At 63.8% G+C, this 19,717-nt stretch carries 21 protein-coding genes and 1 pseudogene; 12 read left to right on the top strand and 10 right to left on the bottom strand.

Features of this window, described 5'->3' with window-relative positions:
- Positions 1-75: 75 nt before the first annotated feature.
- The 5 genes and pseudogenes from IVB47_RS32080 to IVB47_RS32055 form a co-directional block, all read left to right on the top strand.
- Positions 76-349: pseudogene (locus IVB47_RS32080) on the top strand (LysR family transcriptional regulator); the annotation flags it as partial.
- Between the two features lie 182 nt (positions 350-531).
- Positions 532-1,686, top strand: a complete 1,155-nt coding sequence (locus IVB47_RS32075) for a helix-turn-helix transcriptional regulator (protein ID WP_027569073.1) — start codon at positions 532-534, stop codon at positions 1,684-1,686.
- A gap of 190 nt (positions 1,687-1,876) precedes the next feature.
- On the top strand, positions 1,877-2,062 hold the full coding sequence (locus IVB47_RS32070; RefSeq protein ID WP_027569072.1) for a hypothetical protein: 186 nt from the start codon (positions 1,877-1,879) through the stop codon (positions 2,060-2,062).
- Between the two features lie 60 nt (positions 2,063-2,122).
- Positions 2,123-2,290: a hypothetical protein gene (locus IVB47_RS32065; protein WP_247359867.1), complete on the top strand. Its 168-nt coding sequence runs from the start codon at positions 2,123-2,125 to the stop codon at positions 2,288-2,290.
- 205 nt (positions 2,291-2,495) lie between these two features.
- The gene (locus IVB47_RS32055) at positions 2,496-2,693 is read left to right on the top strand and encodes a hypothetical protein (RefSeq protein ID WP_035961901.1); all 198 of its coding nucleotides are present in this window, start codon (positions 2,496-2,498) and stop codon (positions 2,691-2,693) included.
- Positions 2,694-2,889: 196 nt separating this feature from the next.
- On the opposite strand, the gene IVB47_RS32050 is transcribed toward IVB47_RS32055, so the two are convergent.
- Both IVB47_RS32050 and IVB47_RS32045 read right to left on the bottom strand, forming a co-directional pair.
- Positions 2,890-3,651: a hypothetical protein gene (locus tag IVB47_RS32050; protein WP_085395547.1), complete on the bottom strand. Its 762-nt coding sequence runs from the start codon at positions 3,649-3,651 to the stop codon at positions 2,890-2,892.
- A 15-nt stretch (positions 3,652-3,666) separates the two neighbouring features.
- Positions 3,667-3,855 (bottom strand): hypothetical protein, encoded by a 189-nt coding sequence (locus IVB47_RS32045; protein ID WP_027516916.1) that lies wholly within the window; start codon positions 3,853-3,855, stop codon positions 3,667-3,669.
- A 253-nt stretch (positions 3,856-4,108) separates the two neighbouring features.
- On the opposite strand from IVB47_RS32045, the gene IVB47_RS32040 reads away from it, so the two are divergent.
- Positions 4,109-5,095, top strand: a complete 987-nt coding sequence (locus IVB47_RS32040; RefSeq protein WP_247467481.1) for a DUF2336 domain-containing protein — start codon at positions 4,109-4,111, stop codon at positions 5,093-5,095.
- Here the strand turns inward: IVB47_RS32040 and IVB47_RS32035 are convergent.
- Genes IVB47_RS32035 through IVB47_RS32025 form a run of 3 tightly spaced genes read right to left on the bottom strand, consistent with a single transcriptional unit; the run spans position 5,092 to position 8,082 of the window.
- Positions 5,092-5,436, bottom strand: a complete 345-nt coding sequence (locus IVB47_RS32035) for a DUF1491 family protein (protein WP_027569068.1) — start codon at positions 5,434-5,436, stop codon at positions 5,092-5,094. The genes IVB47_RS32040 and IVB47_RS32035 overlap by 4 nt on opposite strands.
- Before the next feature lie 56 nt (positions 5,437-5,492).
- The gene (locus IVB47_RS32030) at positions 5,493-6,188 is read right to left on the bottom strand and encodes a peptidoglycan-binding domain-containing protein (RefSeq protein WP_247467479.1); all 696 of its coding nucleotides are present in this window, start codon (positions 6,186-6,188) and stop codon (positions 5,493-5,495) included.
- Positions 6,181-8,082, bottom strand: coding sequence for a PAS domain-containing sensor histidine kinase (locus IVB47_RS32025; RefSeq protein ID WP_247467475.1), 1,902 nt, complete (start codon positions 8,080-8,082; stop codon positions 6,181-6,183). The genes IVB47_RS32030 and IVB47_RS32025 overlap by 8 nt, the downstream gene beginning before the upstream one ends.
- A gap of 384 nt (positions 8,083-8,466) precedes the next feature.
- On the opposite strand from IVB47_RS32025, the gene IVB47_RS32020 reads away from it, so the two are divergent.
- On the top strand, positions 8,467-8,892 hold the full coding sequence (locus IVB47_RS32020; RefSeq protein ID WP_247467472.1) for a DUF5330 domain-containing protein: 426 nt from the start codon (positions 8,467-8,469) through the stop codon (positions 8,890-8,892).
- Positions 8,893-8,960: 68 nt separating this feature from the next.
- The gene (locus IVB47_RS32015; protein ID WP_247399201.1) at positions 8,961-9,392 is read left to right on the top strand and encodes a SufE family protein; all 432 of its coding nucleotides are present in this window, start codon (positions 8,961-8,963) and stop codon (positions 9,390-9,392) included.
- 5 nt (positions 9,393-9,397) lie between these two features.
- Here the strand turns inward: IVB47_RS32015 and IVB47_RS32010 are convergent, their stop codons facing one another.
- Together IVB47_RS32010 and IVB47_RS32005 are read right to left on the bottom strand one after the other, a co-directional pair.
- Positions 9,398-9,814 carry a MucR family transcriptional regulator gene (locus tag IVB47_RS32010; protein WP_027569063.1) on the bottom strand — a complete coding sequence of 139 codons (417 nt, stop codon included), beginning with the start codon at positions 9,812-9,814 and terminating at the stop codon, positions 9,398-9,400.
- A 175-nt stretch (positions 9,815-9,989) separates the two neighbouring features.
- Positions 9,990-10,862, bottom strand: coding sequence for a DUF308 domain-containing protein (locus IVB47_RS32005; protein WP_247467470.1), 873 nt, complete (start codon positions 10,860-10,862; stop codon positions 9,990-9,992).
- Positions 10,863-11,175: 313 nt separating this feature from the next.
- On the opposite strand from IVB47_RS32005, the gene IVB47_RS32000 reads away from it, so the two are divergent.
- Positions 11,176-12,825 (top strand): glycosyltransferase family 39 protein, encoded by a 1,650-nt coding sequence (locus IVB47_RS32000; protein ID WP_247467469.1) that lies wholly within the window; start codon positions 11,176-11,178, stop codon positions 12,823-12,825.
- Positions 12,826-13,005: 180 nt separating this feature from the next.
- Positions 13,006-13,785 carry a class II aldolase/adducin family protein gene (locus tag IVB47_RS31995; RefSeq protein ID WP_007593534.1) on the top strand — a complete coding sequence of 260 codons (780 nt, stop codon included), beginning with the start codon at positions 13,006-13,008 and terminating at the stop codon, positions 13,783-13,785.
- A 207-nt stretch (positions 13,786-13,992) separates the two neighbouring features.
- Here IVB47_RS31995 and IVB47_RS31990 read toward each other — a convergent pair whose 3' ends face one another.
- The 3 genes from IVB47_RS31990 to IVB47_RS31980 form a co-directional block, all read right to left on the bottom strand.
- Positions 13,993-15,387: a M20/M25/M40 family metallo-hydrolase gene (locus IVB47_RS31990; protein ID WP_247467467.1), complete on the bottom strand. Its 1,395-nt coding sequence runs from the start codon at positions 15,385-15,387 to the stop codon at positions 13,993-13,995.
- A 52-nt stretch (positions 15,388-15,439) separates the two neighbouring features.
- Positions 15,440-16,768, bottom strand: a complete 1,329-nt coding sequence (locus IVB47_RS31985) for a glycosyltransferase family 87 protein (RefSeq protein WP_247467465.1) — start codon at positions 16,766-16,768, stop codon at positions 15,440-15,442.
- 133 nt (positions 16,769-16,901) lie between these two features.
- Positions 16,902-18,530 (bottom strand): helicase HerA-like domain-containing protein, encoded by a 1,629-nt coding sequence (locus IVB47_RS31980; RefSeq protein WP_247359878.1) that lies wholly within the window; start codon positions 18,528-18,530, stop codon positions 16,902-16,904.
- Between the two features lie 346 nt (positions 18,531-18,876).
- On the opposite strand from IVB47_RS31980, the gene IVB47_RS31975 reads away from it, so the two are divergent.
- Together IVB47_RS31975 and IVB47_RS31970 are read left to right on the top strand one after the other, a co-directional pair.
- Positions 18,877-19,242: a DUF2267 domain-containing protein gene (locus IVB47_RS31975; protein WP_247288751.1), complete on the top strand. Its 366-nt coding sequence runs from the start codon at positions 18,877-18,879 to the stop codon at positions 19,240-19,242.
- Positions 19,243-19,268: 26 nt separating this feature from the next.
- The gene (locus IVB47_RS31970) at positions 19,269-19,676 is read left to right on the top strand and encodes a DUF4332 domain-containing protein (protein WP_211382897.1); all 408 of its coding nucleotides are present in this window, start codon (positions 19,269-19,271) and stop codon (positions 19,674-19,676) included.
- Positions 19,677-19,717 lie beyond the last annotated feature (41 nt).

Here is a 19,717-nt window from a genome sequence, read left to right as displayed (position 1 = left end):
ATGTGCGTCGCACCTGCAGCGCTCATAATCGGCGGGATCGTGGCTGTTGACGACGCCCACGCGATCGCCGTGGTTCAGATCATCTCGAAGACCATGTTGCGCGCTGACGAGCATTTCGTCGCGATGTGAGCGAGCGTTATGTCGCAGCGCCGCCGCCGTCGCATCCGCTGGCACTGAAGGAGAAGCTTCGCACCGCCGATCTCGCCCGCGTCCCCTTGATCGACCGCTGCCATTGCGAGCAAAGCGGCAATCGGAAGACTGGGCCATGGCGCTGGTCGCTGCCGGGGTCGGCATCGCCATTGTCCCGGAAGGCGTGGCGCGCGGCAATCCGGACGTCGCAGTGTCAGAAGCAGCGCGCCAAGTCTCCACGGGGCCGAGCGGCCGTGGCGAACGCGAAGAGATCGCCTCGTCCGCGCTAGCGCATCCTTATTGCAGCGCAAAGTAGCGCTCTAAATCCATCAAATCATGTGCTATGTATATTACGCCGGTTGTTTGCCTAAAAACTAATCAAAGAAGAATGAAAGAGGCGTCATGATCGGTTTGGAGGGGGTTTCCGCCCAAGCGTTATCCGACACCATCGGCGCCATCTACGACTGCGCCCTCAATCCGCAGCTTTGGGCGGCCACCTGCCGGAAGATCGCCGATCTCTGCGAGAGCACGGCGGGCGGCATCTGCGTTCACGACATGAAGCACGTCCAGAACGACCAGCTGTTCGTGTTCGGCTACGAGCAGACGTTTCTGGAAAAGCTCGGCGAGAACTACGCGAAGACGCCGATGGCGGCCGCGGATATCGTCGCCGACATCGGTCATGTCAGCGCGCTCTCGATGAACGATCTCGATGAGCTGCTCGAAAGCCGGTTCTACCGGGACATTCTCCAGCCTCACGGATTGCAGGACATCATCTGGTTTCCAGCTCTGCGGACCGGCGGGCGCATGGCCTCCATGCATGCCTCTCGGACGGCGAAGACGCATCGCTATCAGCAGCTGGACATCAACCTGTTCAAGATGCTGTCCCCTCATGTCTGCCGCGCCCTCACCATCTCCGACGCACTCGACCTCAGGACGCTGCGGTCGGAGATGCTGGAGCGGACATTCGACATGCTTGCCGTCGGTGTCTTCCTGACGGCGCGCGACGGCCGGGTCGTCTACATGAACGAGACTGCCGAGCGGCAGATCAAGACCGGCAACGCCGTTCGTGTTCTCGGCAACCGGATCTTTCCGACCGATGCCGCCGCCCGCGACGCGCTGTCCAAGGCCATCGACGAAGCGTCCCGCGACGATGCGGATTTGAGCGGACACTCGCTCGCGATCCCCGATATCGACGGCGCCGGCTACATCGCCACCCTGCTTCCTGTCGATCGCGGTCAGCGCAGCGGAATCCTCGCCCCGTTTGCCGCATCGGTAGCCGTCTTCATGAAGGACCCCGCCGAGGTGCCGATGATGCCGGGCGAGGCTTTTGCGAGGCTCTACAAGCTCACGGGCGGCGAGCTTCGCGTGCTGATGACGCTCGCGCAAGGTCTCGGCGCGAAAGAGGCGGCCGACATGCTCGGCATCGGCGAGTCAACGGTGCGCTCTCACCTGCAGCGCATCTTTGCCAAGACGAACACGACGAGGCAAACGGATCTGCTTCGCCTGCTGCAAAGCGCGACGCCGCCGCTTCTGCCCGCACAAGGCGCTGTCGGCTAATTCGTCATCTGACATACGCCTAAATCGTCGTCATTTGCCTGCGCCGCCGGCTTGCGCCGCGCTACGCATGCCGGGCGAAATCTCCAGACACGAAAAAATTCGCCGACGACGGTTGCGTTTCATTGGTTCCGATGATGCGGCGATGCGGGATGACTGATTTTCTCATCGTCACGACATCAGGAGATCAACGATGCGGACGGCAACTGGCGGGCGCTGCCTCGATACGGACGACCATCGGCCCGAACCAAAGCGATGGCGTCTCGCGTCTTACGTCTTTCTGATCGCGCTGATGTTGCTGGCCATGTTCGAGCAGAAGCAAGCCAGCGACGTCTCAATTCTTGCCACCGGCCCACTGCCGGCAATCAACATTCCTTGAGTGAGGCCGCGTTGGCGCACCCTTTGCTTCGATTTGGTTTTTATCTGCATTGGACATTTCATGACTCAAACCGCGAGCGATCAAGCGTTTTTGCTCATGCTGATTTCAGCCTGCCTGGGCGCGTGTTTCGTTTGGGCGTTCTGGGAAATCGAGGAAGCCCGCCGGCGCCGGCAACGGTACGACGAGTTCACGCGCGAAGCGCAACGGCCGGTCAGGCCCGGCCATTAGCCCACGGTCCGGATCATCATGCGAGCCCTCGCAACCGCCACCATTGCGAGCGCTTTTGCTCGCGCATTCCCCGCGTCTTCGTTGCGGGCACATGTTCTCAAGCAGCTCACTTTGTGCTGCGGAGCCGTCCTCTTCGTATGGCTGCTGTCGCTGACTCACGGGTTGGATCTCAGCGCCGGGTTCTTCTGACCGATCGGGTTCGACCATGAGCATCATGTCAGTTTGGTCCGGAGCGGCCTCTCAGGCTCCCAACCGCCACGTCGAACCGGAATCGCGAGGCATCTTCGCCTTCATCATGTCGGCGCTGCACGCCTCGCGACGGCATCAGGCAGGTCGCGTCCTGCGCCATTACGAGCACTTGCTCACCAACGAACTCAAACATGATGCCGGAGAACGAGAATGATCGTTGCGAACAGGACAGCTGAGGCAGGATTGACGGTGCGGTCTCCGCAGCGCAGTGAAATGCGTTGGCTCCTGGCGGTCGCAGCCGCATTCCTCGTCGTTCACATCGTCGCCGTGATGATCTGGGGACGCGCGTCGGCGAGCGAGGCCGCGGCTCCAGTGCAGCCGACCATATCGCCCTTGTGCGACTAACTGGGTTAGCCCTTCGAGACGACCGCGCGGCCGTAGGGCGGCTGGGCCGCGACCGGCGGGTTGGCGGTCTGGGCGGCGAGTTCGCCGATCAGGCGGTCGGCATCGGCGGCCATGCCGTCGGGCGCCTGGATCACCAGCCGCTCCAGCCCCCAGCGATAGGACGAGACGCGCTGCTCGAGGCACTGCTGCACCCACTGGATGATCAGCGAATTCTCCTGCATGCGCTCGACCGCGTCCTCCTTCTCCTTCGGCGAGAGGGAGGAGACACGCGCCATGCTGGCATTGCGCTTCTTGTCGAGGTCGATGACGCGGATCGCGGAGGCGAAGAACGGCTCGAAGCGGGTGATGTCGTTGCGCACGTCCTCCATCAGCTGCGTGTAGCGCGAAGAATGCGAACGGTGCGGCTCGTCGATCAGTGTGCGACCATACATGGTGCGGTCGAACACGATCTTTTGCCGCCAGGGCGAGGGCAGCGCCTTGTAGTCGCCGAACACACTCTTCCAGGCGGGCCGCGACAGCGGCGGTTCGATCAGCGGATAGGCGAGGTCGCGAAGCTGGCGCTCTTCGTCGGTGAGCTGGAATTGGGATGGCTTCAGGCCGACGCTGGAGGTGACTTCCGCGCCCAGCCAGCGATGCATGTCGTCGCTGCGCATGTCGGCGCGGGTCCGGCCGAAATCGCCACCACTACAGGCGGCAAGCGTCGCGCCCAGCACTGCGAGCATGATGGCCGTTACGACCGGCCGGATCTGGCGGAGGTTCTCCGGCATTGCAAAGACCGAAGGCTAACGGCGACGACGACGGCGCCCCGGCGCTGTGCCCTGCTCCGGCCCGTGATCGCCGCTGGTTTCGTCGCTCTCGCGCTCGATGCGGATCACGGGAAGGATCAAAATCGTGCCCATGTCCGCGCGCGGAGCCACGTCCCCCGACGCGCTCACCCGGCGACCGGCCGGAAATTCGATGATGGTCCCCATATCAGCTCTCTTCAATTGCCGCGCGACCCGGCGCGCCTCTGCAACATGCATTCATTAAGATCAGTTCATGGTTAACGGGGTGTAAACGTGCCGGCGGGACCGTAACCGCACGGGCGGGACCCGTCGTCCCGTTGCGGCACGAGAACGCTTCAAATAGCCGGTTCGGCTTCACGCCTCGTTTTCCTTAACGAGCCTTTAAAGGAGCCCGCGATAGGCTGGCGGCGAGTATCTCTTCCAGGTCGCGTATCTCTCCATGACCAAGTCGTTGTTTCCAGGATTCGACGGGCTGATGACCCTCTCCCGTCGCGAAGGCGTCGATGTTCGTCCGACGCTGCTGCGCGTGCTGACCGACCTTTATGTCCAGTCGAGCACCCATAGCGACGACGAGCAGCGCCAGTTCGTCGAGCTCGCCACACGACTGATCGACCAGGTCGACGACGCGACGCGCGCGGCCGTCAAGTCGCGGCTTGCGATCTATCCGTCGACGCCCACGCCGATTATGCAGAAGCTCGGACTGTCAGCCGCGCAGGAGGGCCGCAGGGTTCCGCTCGCGCGCGAAATCGCGGCGCCCGTCCCTGCCCCCGCTCCTTTTCCCTTGCCGGTTCGCACGCCTAGCGACGCCGAGCTGCGCATGGCCTCGAACATGGCGATGCAGCCAAAGGACGCGGCCGATATCCACGACATGTTCTTCCGCGCCGGCGCCGCCGAGCGCGCGCTGATCCTGCACAATCTGGCGCAGACGCCGCTGAAGGCCGCGCCGCGGATTCCGACCGTCCGCGCCAAGCGCGCGATCCAGATCCTCGAGATGGCGGCGATCGCGGGCGATTTCGAGAATTTCATCTTCGAGCTCGGCGACAGCCTGATCCTGCCCTCGCGCGTCGCAGCCCAGATCGTCGACGATGCAAGCGGCGAAGCGCTCGCGGTCGCCTCGCGCGCACTCGACATGCCAAGCCCGGTGTTCCAGCGCATCCTGCTGTTCTTCAAGCCGGAGATCGGCAACTCCGTGACCGACGTGTACCGGCTGTCGCGGCTTTACGATCGTCTCAGCGACCGCGCGGCGCTGGTGATGCTGGCCGCCTGGCGCGGCTCGACGCTTGCCGTCACCCGTGCCAAGTACCAACCGTCGCTGCACGACAGCGAGCGCCAGCGCGCACGTGCGGGCGCAAGCCAGACGCGTCCGGGCGTGCAGCCCGGCTCCGCGCCTGCGGTGCGGACGGGGACTGACGGATCGGATCGTTAGGTCTTCGCCAGCTCGAGGAAATGCCGCCCGGCGCGGTCTTCGGTCTCGACGATCCAGATGTCGGAGTCGAAGCGGATCTCCTTGGTCAGACGCTCCTCCACCGCGGACTCCGGCATCGGCTGCGGTGCAAGCGGCACGAAGAAGCGATCAACCGGCCGACCGTCGTCATAAGAGGTCTGCGGCGCCGGCACATAGAGCATCGCATTGCCGTCGAGCAGCGAGACCTTCACGAACACCGCACCCGCCTCCTCGGCGCCGCGACGACGCACCGCGCCGTACACGCCCTCGGTCTGGCACCGGCGCAGATAGGCTGAGACCCAGATGTTTGATTTCAAACGCATGGAGGCCACGATAGGATAGCGCTGCAATCAGCACCAGCCTTCGCACAACATCACGACTATTCGACGGGGTGGCCGATCGCGGCGCCGAGCTCGCGGAGCAGGCGGTCGGACAGCTGGCCGGTGACCTGCATCTTGTGCTCGCGCTCGAATTTCTGGATCGCGGACTGGGTCTCGGCGCCCATCGCGCCCGTGATCTTCAAATTCCCGTAGCCGTATTCGGAGAGCGCGCGCTGCACGCCGGCGATGCGCCGCGCGGCCGGGCCCTGCTGCACGGGGATCGGCGCCGGCGGACGGGTGACGGAGGGCGGCGCCGAAATCGTTTGCTTGACCAGATTGGTCATGGGATCGCCCGAGCGCGGCGTCGATGCAGTCGCCTCGACGGGCCTCTCCGGCGGCTTGTCTGCAGGTTTGGGCTCGGCACGAAACTCCGTCGCTCTCGGCTCGAGCGGAGAGGTATCGGCGCCGACGGGACGCGGACGGGGCAAGGGGTTCGACAGCGCCATGGACGACGGTGCGGGAAGATTGATCACGGTACCGAACATCGGCGCCGGGTGCCGGCCGGTCTGCAGGAACAGCGCATTGGCAACGATCGCGCCGATGGCGGCAACGGCGACGAGACCGGCCAGCGTATCCTTGGGGCTATGCAGCAGCACGCGCAGCACAAGATTGCGCTCGGTCTCGACATCGATGACCGCGGCCTTGGCGCCACGGCGGCGCGGAGCGGCTTCGTCCTTGGCAGACTTCTTAGGCACTTTTCTTCACCAGAGCGGGTTGATCCTGAACTTGGTCGTGAGATTCCTGACGGAGCACCGGCGTCAGCGTCGCGATCTTGCTCTCGCTAGCCTCAAACGTCTTTTGATCGAACGTCTTTTGATCAGACGTCTTGGCCTGCGGCGGCGTGTAGACGAGCGGCAGCTTGACGGTGACGGCGGTACCCTCGCCGAGCCTGCTTTGTACCGTCAATTCGCCGAGATGCAACGCCACGAGGCTCTTGACGATCGAAAGTCCGAGGCCGGTTCCTTCGTGACGGCGCTGATAGGTCTTGCCGGCCTGGAAGAACGGCGCGCCGATGCGCTTGAGATCGTCAGGCGCGATGCCTATACCGGTGTCGCTGACGCGCAGCGCAAGCTGTGAGCCCGAGACCGCGGCTGCGACGGTGACCTGACCGCCGCGCTCGGTGAACTTGACGGCGTTGGCGACGAGATTGAGCACGATCTGCTTGAAGGCGCGTGGATCGCCGGTCATGACAGGCAGGTCCTGCGGCGCATCGGTGACGAGATCGACGCCGTTCTCCCGCGCCTTCAGCGCCAGCAGATTGCAGCAATGCATCAATGATGCACGCGGCGCGAACGGTTCCGACGCCATCTCGAAATTGCCCGACTCCATCTTGGACATGTCCAGGATGCCGTTGACGACCGAGAGCAGATGCTGGCCGGAATCGTTGATCAGCTGGGCGTATTCCCTCCGCTGGGCCGCGCCCAGCATCAAGGTCTGCTCCTGCGTGATCATCTCGGAGAAGCCGATGATGGCGTTCAGCGGCGTGCGCAGCTCATGGCTCATGGTGGCGAGGAAGCGCGTCTTGGCGGCGTCGGCCGCCTCTGCAGCGCTGCGTGCCTCGTCGAACGCCTGCTCTCCGAGCTTGCGGTCGGTGACATCGCGCATCACGGCGACGACATCAGCCTCGCGCGTGGCATCACGGCCCATATCCTGGTCGAGCGGGCGGCACCGCATCTCGACCCAGATGAAGTCAACCTGGCCGCGTTCCGAGCCGGCACGTTCCCGGCGCAACCGGAACTCGACGCTGCGCACGTCGCCGCGCGCAGCATCGGACAGCGCCGTCAGATACGCCGGCCGATCGGCGACATGGACCCGATCGAACAGGCCGTGGCCGAGCAGTTGCGCGACGGGCACGCCGAGCATGGCTTCCACCGCCGGTGAAATGAACTGCACCGCGCCGTTGCGCTGATGCCGCGAGATGACGTCGCTCATATTCCGCGCCAGGAGGCGGTAACGCTCCTCCTCACGCGACAGCAGCGCCACGCTGGTGCGCGCGAGCGATTCCGCACCGAAGGCCAGGCCCGCGGCATAGAGCGTCGCCGAGGCGACGCCGAACGCCATCAGCACGCCGCGTTCCGCGGCGCTAGTGTCGCCAATCGGCAGCCAGCCGAGCTGGCTGACGAGGATCAGGATGCCGGCGCAGGACAGTGCCAGCAGCGATGCAAAGGCCGCGACGCGGCGCGAGGCCGACAGCGCAGCTTCGAGGGGAACCACGACCAGCCAGATCGCGGCGAAGGATTCGATGCCGCCGGTCGTCACCGCCACCGCCATGATCAGGCCCGACAGCGCCAGCGACGACAGCACATGCGCGCCTTCGTAACGGCCGGTGCGCGACAGGAACCAGGACAACAGGATCGGCGCAATCAGCCAGGCGAAGGCCGCGACCTCGATCGCGCTCGGCGCCCCGCGCATGGCGAGATAGACCGGGAATGCGGCAAAAGCGGCCAGGCTGCCGAGCAGCCGCGGGGCCATGAAGGCACGATGGCGCGCTCGCGTCAGCGCGTCGTAACGCGCGGAGGGATGCAGCAGCGCATCGAGACAATCGCGGATGATACTCAAAACTGTCACGGGTCTCGCGCTTCGGCTCATTCGTCGGGAAGACGCGCCGGAACGCCTCCTTATCGTTGAGCCACCGTGTCAGAGCGACCTTAAACGAACACTAAGGCAGCGCGGCGCGCCGCCGGACACCGCGTCATCGCAGGGCTTTTTAGACGATTTGACGACGTCATCGGCGGGGATGGTGAACACAGGGTTTCCCCGTGATCCGCATGGTTTCGAAATGGTGGACGGGCGTGGCGGCAGAGCTCACGGCACGGACGTCAATCGAAAATTTACGACACCGTCGATTGCAAAGATTCTTGAGTCAATTTTCCGCGAATTAAGCGGAAGGCAATCACTTGCGATTTATCGAGAGTTGCTAGGTCCGACATCCGCGGAGATCGCCGCGACGGGGTCTAACATACAGGTCGCAAGATGCGCTTTCTGCTTCGCATCACATTCTGGCTCGGGCTGGTGCTGGTGCTCCTGCCGCGGGGCAAGACGCCCGAATCGGACAAGCTGCCGCAGATCGGCGCTGCCGACGCGGTGCAGGCTGCGACCGCGGCCGTCTCCGACATGACTCAGTTCTGCAAGCGCCAGCCGGCGGCCTGCGAGGTCGGCGGACAGGCCGCCACCATCATCGGCCAGCGCGCGCAGGACGGCGCGAAGAAGATCTACCAGATCATCAACGACAAAAAAGAGCAGCTCGAGAAGCCCGACAAGAAGGCGCCCGACCACACCGGCTCGATCGCGCTGGCCGGCGAAGGCGATACCGCAACCAGCGAAGCGCCGCGCGACACCCTGTCCCAAGACGACCTCGCGCTGGAATGGCGCGGCCCTGCGCCCGCGACAGCGAATTAGCGCCCAAACCCTATCGATTTCGGCGCTTTGCGTCCCTATATTGGCCTGAACGGGAACTTTGGGCCAGCATGACGACGATCGACGAAATCAGGGATAATTTCGAGATTCTGGACGATTGGGACGACCGCTATCGGTATGTCATCGAGCTCGGCCGCACCCTGGAACCGATGTCCGAGGCTGAGCATTCGGCCGAGAACAAGGTCAATGGCTGTGTCAGCCAGGTCTGGCTTCAGAAGCTGATCGATCATCGCGATGGCGGCCCGCCGGTCCTGACATATCGCGGCGACAGTGACGCCCACATCGTGCGCGGGCTGGTCGCAATCGTGCTGTCGCTTTACTCCGGCCGCACGCCGCAGGAGATTCTTGCGACCGACGCCATTGCCGTATTCGACGAGTTCGGCTTTCGCGATCATCTGACGCCGCAGCGTTCCAACGGCCTGCGCTCGATGGTCGAGCGCATCAAGACCGACGCGAAAGAGGCGCTCGCGGAAGCGTCGTAGAAATTCTACTTCCGCTTCCGCTGCTGCTGTCCCAGTCCCATCTGCTTCGCAAGCTGCGAGCGGGCCACCGCATAGTTCGGCGCGACCATGGGATAGTCGGCCGGCAGGCCCCATTTCTCGCGATATTGCTCCGGCGTCATGTTGTATTGGGTGCGCAGATGGCGCTTCAGCGACTTGAAGCGCTTGCCGTCTTCCAGGCAGACCAGATAATCGGGCGCGATCGACTTCTTCAGCGAGACCGCCGGCTTCGCGGGCTCAAGCGGCACCGTCTCGGTGCGGCCCGACGAAACGCGCACTAGCGCGCCATGCACCTGGCTGATCAGGTTCGGAATCTCAGCCGCAGGCGTCGGATTATTGCTGAGATAGGCCGACACGATGCCTGCCGTCAGCTCAATGAAATTCTTAGCCCCGGCATCCGACATCGGCCCCGCCTTTCTCCACCTTGCGTCTCACGGGAGAGACGACGTCAGAGTATTCCGTGTCAACAATACGTTTGGCTGAAATGGGACGACTGAGGAGTATGGGCTGATTTACTGACGAACCAACAAGAACGCCAGCGCTTTACTTGGCTGCGCCAGAGTTGCCTACGCCCGCTCTTCAAGCGCCCCGCTGGTCAAGGTGGGAGCGCAGTTCGTCGATCGAGGCAAAGCGCATCATCCCCTCCGGCATCTGGGCTTCGATCGAGCCATCGGAGTAGAGCGAATAGGCCATGCCGTCGACGATGCCGGATTTGAGCACGGTCACGGGCGCCTGCTCGGCCGCGGCCGTCGGCTCCGGTGCAGGTGGCGGAGCAGCCTCCGCGAAGGTCGACGGCGAGCGTGGTGGCGGGCGCCGCGAGGCGGCCGGCGGCTCTGCAGGCCTCATGCGATCCGGCTTCGGCCAGGCGTCGTCAAAGCTCGCAGGCGGCGCCTCCGGGGCGGCAGGCTCCCCCGACGGCTCGGCATGCGGCAGGGGCGGCACGCCCTCGCCGGTCTTCGCCTCCGCGCGCTCGCGCTCCTTGCGGGAGGTCGAGGCGAACAGCAAGTTGCGCCGGCGCGGCGGCTCCGGAACCTCAGGCGGGCTCGGAGCTTCGGGCGGTGGCGGAGGTTCGACGCGCGGTCGCTCGCGCGCGGCTGCTTCGTTCTGCCAGGGCGGCGGGCCTGCGGCCGGCAATGGCGGCGCCGGCTCCATCTTCTCCGCGCCCGGCTCAGGCGAGGGGGCAGGCGTTCCAGGCATCCCGAGACCCGGCAGTACGGGCCGGACCCGAACGTCGGATGGTGCGATTGATCCAGCGAGCCGGCGGGCCATGCCCTTCAATTCCGCGACCACGACGTAGAGGCCCGCCAGTAACATTCCGGAGCAGACGCCGATGGTGCCGGAGATTATGAGGGTACTGCCGAGACTGAATTCCCTGACGGTGAAGCCGAACAGGATCGCAAGGAGGCCCGCCAAAACGGCGAAAATCCCCGCGATCAACAATGCCAACGCCATCGAACTCACCCCCGGCCGCGCAGCCACACGCGACACTCGTCACGCCACGATACCGTCATCCGGTGTTCCACGCCAACGTCGAATTATAGCCTGCGTTCCTAAAGGAAAGGAAATCAGGGACTTATTCACATTCCCTTCAGCTACGGCTCGCTACTTCTAAGCTGCTCTCGATGTGGTCGGATTTGCTGCGTTGCATCAGGAATTTAGCCATAATGCCCAATTACTTGGTAATGGAACTGCGCTATAGGGATTCCGGGGAGCAGGCCCGCGCGCACCAGCAGGGCCAAGAGGGGATTCCGGGTCACCAATAGCCATGACATCCATCACGACTTCGGCGATCGACACGCCTCTGCGGCGCTCGGTTGAACGGACTTGCGACGATCTCGCCATGCTGGTGCTGGCTGCGGTCGCCGTCATTGCCGGTTTGACCTTCCGCGACTACGGGCTCGGCTGGGACGACTACACCCACGCCGAATATGCTGACCTGCTGCTGCGCATGTTCGGTTCCGGTTTCAAGGACACCGCGGCACTCTCCTTCGCCAACCTTTACATGTATGGCGGCGGCTTCGACATGGTCGCGGCTCTCCTGCACAAGGTGATTCCGCTCGAACTGTTCGAGACGCGCCGTCTGGTCGGCGCCGTCGTCGGCGTGATCGGACTTGCGGTGACGTGGCGGCTCGGCCGCCGCGTCGGTGGCCCCCTTGCGGGCCTTGCCTCGCTCTTGCTGCTCGCGCTCTGCCCGACCTTCTACGGCCACATGTTCATGAATCCGAAGGATGCGCCCTTCGCGGTGGCCATGATCATCCTGATGCTGGGTCTCGTCCGCCTCGCCGAGGAATATCCGCAGCCTTCGCCGCGCACGATCCTGATCGTCGGCCTTGGTGCCGGCCTCTCGCTCGGCACCCGTATCCTCGGCGGCCTTGCGCTGGTCTATGCCGTGATCGGCTTCATGCCGCTGTTCCTGGAGGAACTGCGCAGCGAGGGCCTGCGCGAGTCGGTCCGCCGCTTCGCTTATGTCGTCTACGTGCTGCTGCCCGGCCTCGTGCTCGGCTACCTCGTGATGGGGCTGATCTGGCCGTGGTCGATCATGGAGCCCGGCAATCCCTTCGAGGCGCTGACCTACTTCTCGCACTTCTTCGAGAAACCCTGGAAGGAGATGTTCGACGGCGCGATCGTATCCGTGCCCGACATGCCCTGGTCCTACCTCCCGACGCTGTTCGCGCTTCAGTTGCCCGAGGTGATGCTGGTGCTGATGTTCGGCGCCGTGATCGGCACCTTCGCACTGCTGCCGCGTAGCGAGGTTCCCGCCCGCCGCAAGACCATCATGCTGATGCTCACGCTCGCCGCGACGCTTCCGCTGGCGATCGCGATGGTGAAGCGGCCCGCGCTGTACAACGGCATCCGCCATTTCGTCTTCGTGATCCCGCCGATGGCGGTGCTCGGCGGCGTCGCCTTTGGCTGGGCCATGGAGCGCCTGCGCGCCAATCACCGCACCTGGCAGCCGGTCGTGCTCGCCACCTTCTGCTTTGGCCTTGCGCTCTCGCTGGCCGAGATGATCCGCCTGCATCCCTATCAATACACCCACTTCAACCACATCGCCGGCACCGTGCGCGGCGCCGACGACCGCTTCATGCTGGATTATTGGGGCTTGGCGCTGAAGCAGGCCTCGGACGAATTGCGCGAGCAGCTGGTGGAACGCCAGGAAGTGCCGCCGCGCAACCGCAAATGGAAGGTCGCCGTGTGCGGTCCGCAGCGCCCCGCCCAGGTCGCGCTCGGCCCCGACTTCACCATCGGCTGGGATTCCAATGCTGCCGACTTCGCCATGACGCTCGGTGAGTTCTACTGCAAGGGCCTCACCGCGCCCGTGCTGGTCGAGATCAAGCGCGACGACGTGGTGTTCGCCCGCGTCTACGACATCCGCGGCAGCAGCATTTCCAGCCTGCTCTCGATTCCGGCACCGTAATAAACTCCTCCGGACCGTAGCCCGGATGAGCGCAGCGACATCCGGGGCATATCAGGCAGACCCGCATGTCCCTGTGCTCATGCGGGCTACGCTGGACTGCCGCGCTTTGTGTGCCTTGCTGGCAGCTCGCGGCAGGACTACCCTCCCTCCCCGCAACAACGATGTTCGGAGAGATCAACCATGTCGCCAGCGGAAGCGCGCCTGAAGGAAGTGCCGTCGAACATGACGGAGGCCGAGTGGCAGCAACGGGTCAATCTCGCCGCCTGCTATCGCCTCGTCTCGCTCTACGGCTGGGACGATTTGGTCGACACCCACATCTCCGCGCGCGTGCCCGGCCCCGACCATCATTTCCTCATCAATCCCTACGGACTGATGTTCGACGAGATCACGGCGTCGAGCCTCGTCAAAGTCGATCTGCACGGCAACCAGCTCTCCGAGAGCGAGTACAGCATCAACCCCGCCGGCTTCACCATCCATTCGGCGATCCACGAGGTGCGCGAGGACGCCATCTGCGTGCTGCATCTCCACACCCTCGACGGCACCGCGGTCTCGAGCAGCGCCGAAGGCCTGCTGCCGCTGAACCAGACCGCCCAGCTCGTCACCCACGACCTCGCCTATCACGACTACGAGGGCATCGCGCTCGACCACGACGAGCGGCCGCGGCTGCAAAAGGACCTCGGCGACCACAACCACATGCTGCTGCGCAACCACGGCACGATGACGGTCGGCCGTTCGGTGGCCTCGGCCTTCGAGCGCATGTATCACCTTGAGCGGGCCTGCTCGATGCAGGTACGTACGCGCGCGCTGGGCACGCCGGTCTATCCGGTCGACGATGTCGCGATCGACAAGAACACCGAGCTGCTCGCCAACCGCGACCGCGCCGAGTTGCGCGCCACCAACCTGGTGTGGCCGCCACTGCTGCGCAAACTGGACCGCGAGCTTCCGGGCTACCGCTCTTGAGATTTTCGGGATTTGGTGTAGGGTAGGTCTCAACACCCTCTACACATTTTCGGAATGAAACGCCGCCCAATTCCGGGCGGCGTTTTTATTTGGCCCGTCATTGCGAGGAGCGAAAGGAGCTTTTGCGACGAAGCAATCCAGACCGCCCTCCGCAGAGAGATTCTGGATTGCTTCGCTACGCTCGCAATGACGAGGACAGAGCGCCCGCTATTTCACCTCCGCCAGCGCCGCGAGGATGCGCGCCCAGGAGCGGATGCCTTTCTGGAAGCTGCGGAGGTCGTACTTCTCGTTCGGCGAATGGATATTGTCGTCGTCGAGACCGAAACCAACGAGCAGCGAATCCAGCCCCAGCGTGCGCTTGAAGTCCGCGACGATCGGGATCGAGGCGCCCGAGCCCATCAGCACGGTCTCCTTGCCCCATTCCTCGGTCAGCGCGGTCTTGGCCGCGGCAAGCGGCTTCATGTTCCAGTCGAGCGCAATCGCGGGCCCGGCAGAGTGGTCGCCGAACTCGACCTTGCAGTCTCCCGGAATGCGCGCCGTCACGTACTCGCGGAAAGCCTTGCGGATCTTCGCGGGATCCTGGCCTTCGACCAGCCGGAACGAGACCTTGGCCGACGCGTGCGACGGGATCACCGTCTTCGAGCCCTCACCGATATAACCGCCCCAGATGCCGTTGACGTCGCAGGTCGGACGCGTGGAAGCCTGCTCGACCAGGAGCCTGCCCTTCTCGCCGGCCGGTATCGATAGCCCAACCGGCTTGAGGAACGTGTCCGGCGTGAAATCGAGCTTCTTCCACTGCGCGAGAATGTCCGGCGGCGTGTCCTTCACCCCGTCATAGAAACCCGGAATGGTGATACGGTTGTCATCATCGAACAGCCCGCCGAGAATTTTGGTCAGCACCCGGATCGGGTTCATCGCGCTGCCGCCGAACACGCCGGAATGCAGGTCGCGATTGGCGGCGGTGATCTTGAGCTCCTCATAGAGCAGACCGCGCAACGAGGTCGTGATCGCCGGCGTGTTGCGGTCCCACATGCCGGTGTCGCAGACCAGCACGTAGTCCGCCCTAAACTCGTCCTTGTTGGCTTCGATGAAGGGCACGAAGTTCTTCGAGCCGACTTCCTCCTCGCCTTCGATCAGGAACGTGACGTCGATCGGCAGCGACCCCGTCACCTTCTTCCAGGCGCGGCAGGCCTCGACGAAAGTCATGACCTGCCCCTTGTCGTCCTCGGCGCCGCGCGCCACGATGATCTTGCGGCCGTCGGCATGGTCGGTCACAACAGGCTCAAATGGCGGACGGTGCCAGAGCTCGATCGGATCGACCGGCTGCACATCATAGTGGCCGTAGAACAGCACATGCGGCCGGCCGCCCGCGACGCTCTTGCCGACGACCGCGGGATGGCCGGCGGTCGGCCTCACTTCAGTCGCAACGCCGAGGCTCGCGATGTCCCTGGCAAGATGCTCGGCCGCCGCCCTGCAATCGGCCGCGAAGGCCGGATCGGCGGAGATCGACTTGATCCGCAACAGCGAGAACAGGCGCTCCAGGCTGTTGTCGAACTCCTTGTCGATGTGGTCGAGCACGGATTGAAGCTGCGCATTTGCCATTGTCGTATTCCCTGCGTTCGAATCCCAAGACGTCGGGGCTCAAGCTGTCTTCTCAAGAACTATCGGCTTTTAGCGCTGCCGCGGCGTTGGGGCCAGCCGCAACCGGCGGATGCCGGATGTGCCATGCGAGACTAGCTGCGAGGACCGCTGTGGCGACGAGGTTATTGCCCCAGGCCTGAAAGACATTGGGAAACCACGGCAGTGCCAGCAGCATGAGCATGCCGGCGGCGCCAAGGGAAAGCCAGGTTCCCAGGCGCACGTTCGCCCGCTCGTCGAAGGCGGCACGATGCATCAGCACCGTCATCGGGAAGAACAGCCACATGAAGTAGTATTGCCGCGCCAGGGGCGATGCCACCGTCATCAGGCAGAACAGGATGCCGAGCTCCTCGGCGTCCGAGCGCGCCGTACGCCGCGCTTGCCGTGGCATGACCGCGACGAAGCCCAATCCGAGCAAGGCCGACAGCGCCAGCACGATCCAGTTCGCCGTCCTGAAATCGACGTCGATGACATTCATCGTGCGCGGCGGCTTGTTGGAATCCTCCTGATTGTAGTTGATCGGCCGGACCAGCCGGTGCGTGACGGCAATGAGTGACTGGTTCACCCACGACCAGTTCTGCTCGTCGCGCTGGCCAAATCCTTTTTCCGAGCTCGACCCGACCATGCCCTGATACCAGGTCTTGACCTCGGCGGCGTTGCGCTCGAAGCCGCGTATGGGGGCCGGCACGATATAGAGAAGCATGCCGGTGAAGGCGACCGTAGCGACGGCGGCTCCCCAGTTTCGACGCCAGACCAGATAGGGCAGCACCGCAATGGGAAACACCTTGATGGCGGTGGCGAGCGCGAACATCAAGCCTGCGAGCCAGGAGCGTTGATGCTGCAAGCTCCAGAAGCCGTAGAGCATCATCGCCAGCAGCACGAGGTTCGGCTGGCCAAGATCGAACATGTCGAACACGAAGGTCACGGTGATGAGAGCCGGCAGCGCCTCCAGCCAGGGGCCAGGCGTGCGGCCCGAACCGGTCATGGCGTTGGAGAGCATCCCGGTGTACCACCACGCCGTAATATTCAGGATCGACAGCACGCTGTAGAGCGCGATCTTGCCGAACCAGCTCGGGATCGCCAGCAGGATCGCCGGCAGCGGGGGGTAGATGAACTCGAAGTACGCACCGATGTCGCCGGGATAGAGCGGCCCACCCTTTAAGACCTGCTGCCCGGCCCAGTACCACAGGCCATAGTCCTTGGTTTTGCCGTGCCCGAAGATCTCGGGTCCGAGGACATCGGCAGCCAGGATGAAGCAGCAGAGCAGGAAGAGCAGGTCGAGCGGCGCACGCAACGACAGGTTTCGGAATGCGCCGGGTCGGACGAAAGATTCAGGTGAGGTCACGATGTGGTCCAGTCAGGGGCCATAGCACCTAGCAGACCAACGGACGCTTGGAGAGTCCTGATCACCCGAATTTGTACCCGCCGCGCACAAGCGGCGGGTCTGCGGATGAATTGCCTCAAACGAGGCTTTCTGCCTACCTGCGCAGCAAGCCGCCGAGCGCGCCGCGGACCAGCGTGCGGCCGATCGAGCCACCAAGCTGGCCGGCGACCGACTTGCCGATATTGGCGGCCATCCCCCCGATCACCTGATTGGTGACCGATCGGGTCATGTCGCGCGCGATGACCTGCCCCGTCGAGAGGCGGCCGCGCTTGACGTTGGTACCGAAGATGGTGCCGACGATCGAGCCGATCTGGCCGAGGATGCCGCCGCCTCCATTTCCGCCAGCCGCGCCGGGATCGGCAGTCGCAGCAGTGCCGGCAATGCGCTTCTGGATCATCTCGTAGGCGGACTCCGCATCGACGGCGGTGTCGTATTTGCCCTTCACCGGGCTTGCATCCATGATCGCCTTGCGCTCTTCCGGCGTGATCGGTCCGATCCGGGCCGATGGCGGCCGGATCATCACTCGCTCGACCATCGCCGGCGTGCCGTTGCCTTCGAGAAAGGACACCAGCGCCTCGCCCTTGCCGAGCTCCATGATCACCTTGGCAGTGTCGAGCTTCGGGTTGGGCCGGAAGGTCTGGGCCGCGGCGGCGACCGCCTTCTGGTCGCGTGGGGTGAAGGCGCGGAGCGCGTGCTGCACCCGGTTGCCCAATTGTCCGAGCACGCGGTCGGGCACGTCGACCGGGTTTTGCGTGACAAAATAAACGCCGACGCCTTTGGAGCGGATCAGGCGCACCACCTGCTCGATCTTGTCCATCAGCGCCTTGGGCGCGTCGTTGAACAGCAGATGCGCCTCGTCGAAGAAGAAGACCAGCTTCGGCTTGGGCAGGTCACCGGCCTCGGGCAGCTCTTCGAACAGTTCCGACAGCATCCACAGCAGGAATGTCGCGTAAAGCCGTGGGCTCTGCAGCAGCTTGTCGGCGACGAGGATGTTGACCATGCCGCGGCCGTCGCGGTCGGTCTTCATGAAGTCTTTCAGCGTCAGCGCCGGCTCGCCGAAGAATTTGGTGGCGCCCTGATTCTCCAGCACCAGAAGCTGGCGCTGGATGGTGCCGACAGTGGCCTTGGTGACGTTACCAAAACCCTGCGCCGCCTTCTTGATCTCGGCAAGCGGACTCTCCTCGGCATCCGCCCCCTTCTTGCCGGCGTCGGGCACGATGGCATCGAGCAGCGCGCGCAGATCCTTCATGTCGATCAGCGTCAGCCCGTTGTCGTCGGCGACGCGGAAGGCGACATTGAGCACGCCTTCCTGCACATCGTTCAGGTCGAGCATACGTGCGAGCAGCAGCGGGCCCATTTCCGTGACGGTCGCCCGCACCGGGTGGCCCTGCTCGCCGAACACGTCCCAGAACACCGTCGAGAACTGGTCGGGCTGGAACGTCAGTCCCATCTCGGTGGCGCGCTTGACGATGAAATCTTTGGCTTCGCCGACTTCGGAGATGCCTGAGAGGTCGCCCTTGATGTCGGCCGCGAACACTGGAACACCAGCGCGCGCAAATCCTTCTGCCATCACTTGCAGTGAGACTGTCTTGCCGGTTCCGGTTGCACCCGTGACGAGGCCGTGGCGATTGGCGAACGCCAGCGTCAGCCATGCCTGCTCGCTTCCTTTACCGACGAAGATCTTGTCGTCGGTATCACCGAGCTTGCTGTCCTGTGCGGTCATTATGCCCTGATCTCTCTGCCTTGTTTCGCATATCGAAACTCAAATGCACCAGTTCCGTAGTTTAACGCATATCGCGCGCTGATTGAAACCATTCAACGCGCTCCGGGCATGCGACATGGTCGGAAACATGCGAGTGACATCCGTCGAAAGTAGGAACGACGCATTCGCATCGCGGCATTTTTCTGCCGATTTCATCTCCGCCCTTGCATCGCTGCAACACTTCTCGCGCGTTCGAGAATGAATCGGAACGTTGACGGCGTTCATCGCTTGTATTTCACATCACACCGGCTCAAGATCATTTTCGAAAGCAATACTCCGGCATGTGAACCGGCTGAGGGGCGGCCATATGGACGAGCTGATCGGGCGGCTGGCGACAAACGCCAGCATAGATGGTGCTGTCGCTGAAAAGACCGTCGGCATTATCCTGGGCTTCCTCCGCAACGAGGGTCCTTCCGACAGCGTCCAGGTCCTGATCGACCAGATTCCAGGTGCAGAAGCGGCAATCGAGGCGTCCCGCAGCGGCGGAGGACTGTCGCGGCTGATGGGCGGCGGCTTGATGGCGGTCGGCACGCGCCTGATGGGCCTGGGACTTGGCATGTCCGAGATTCAGAACATCGCCCGTGAACTTTTTCGCTTCGGCCGAGACAAAATCGGAGCGGATCAGATGGGCAAGATCATCGCGGGGACCCCGGGCCTCAGCCAGTTCGCCTGACGCCTGCGCATTTCACATCGAGTATCATGACATATCCGATCTCCGAGATTGAGGGCCTGTCGACCTTTGCCGCCAACAAGTTGAAGGCGCAGGGTATCCGCACCACCGATGCGTTGCTCGAGGCGGCTTCGACCGTGAAGGGCCGCAAGGCGCTCTCCGCCAAGACCGGCATCAGCGAGCAGTTGCTGCTGGAATGGGCCAACGTCTCCGACTACATGCGCATCCCCGGCATGGGCCGGGCCAAGGTCGGCCTGGTCCGCGCCGCCGGCGTCACCACCGTGCGCGAGCTCGCCTACCGAAATCCGGCAAGGCTGGCCCAGAGCATGCGGGATGCCAACGAGAAGAAAAAGCTCCTCCGCATCCTGCCCTCGGAAAAGTCGGTCGGCGACATCATCGCCAAGGCGAAAAAGCTGCCGCCGAAGATTTCATATTGATCCGGGGACAAGGCTGGGCAGATAGAGCACCGCTCCTTCCC

The sequence above is a fragment of the Bradyrhizobium sp. 62 genome (genome assembly GCF_023073035.1).
In the GTDB taxonomy this organism is placed as follows: Bacteria; Pseudomonadota; Alphaproteobacteria; order Rhizobiales; family Xanthobacteraceae; genus Bradyrhizobium.
The sequence above is the reverse complement of the archived record's forward strand: the minus strand, read 5'-3'. Positions and strand labels throughout refer to the sequence as shown.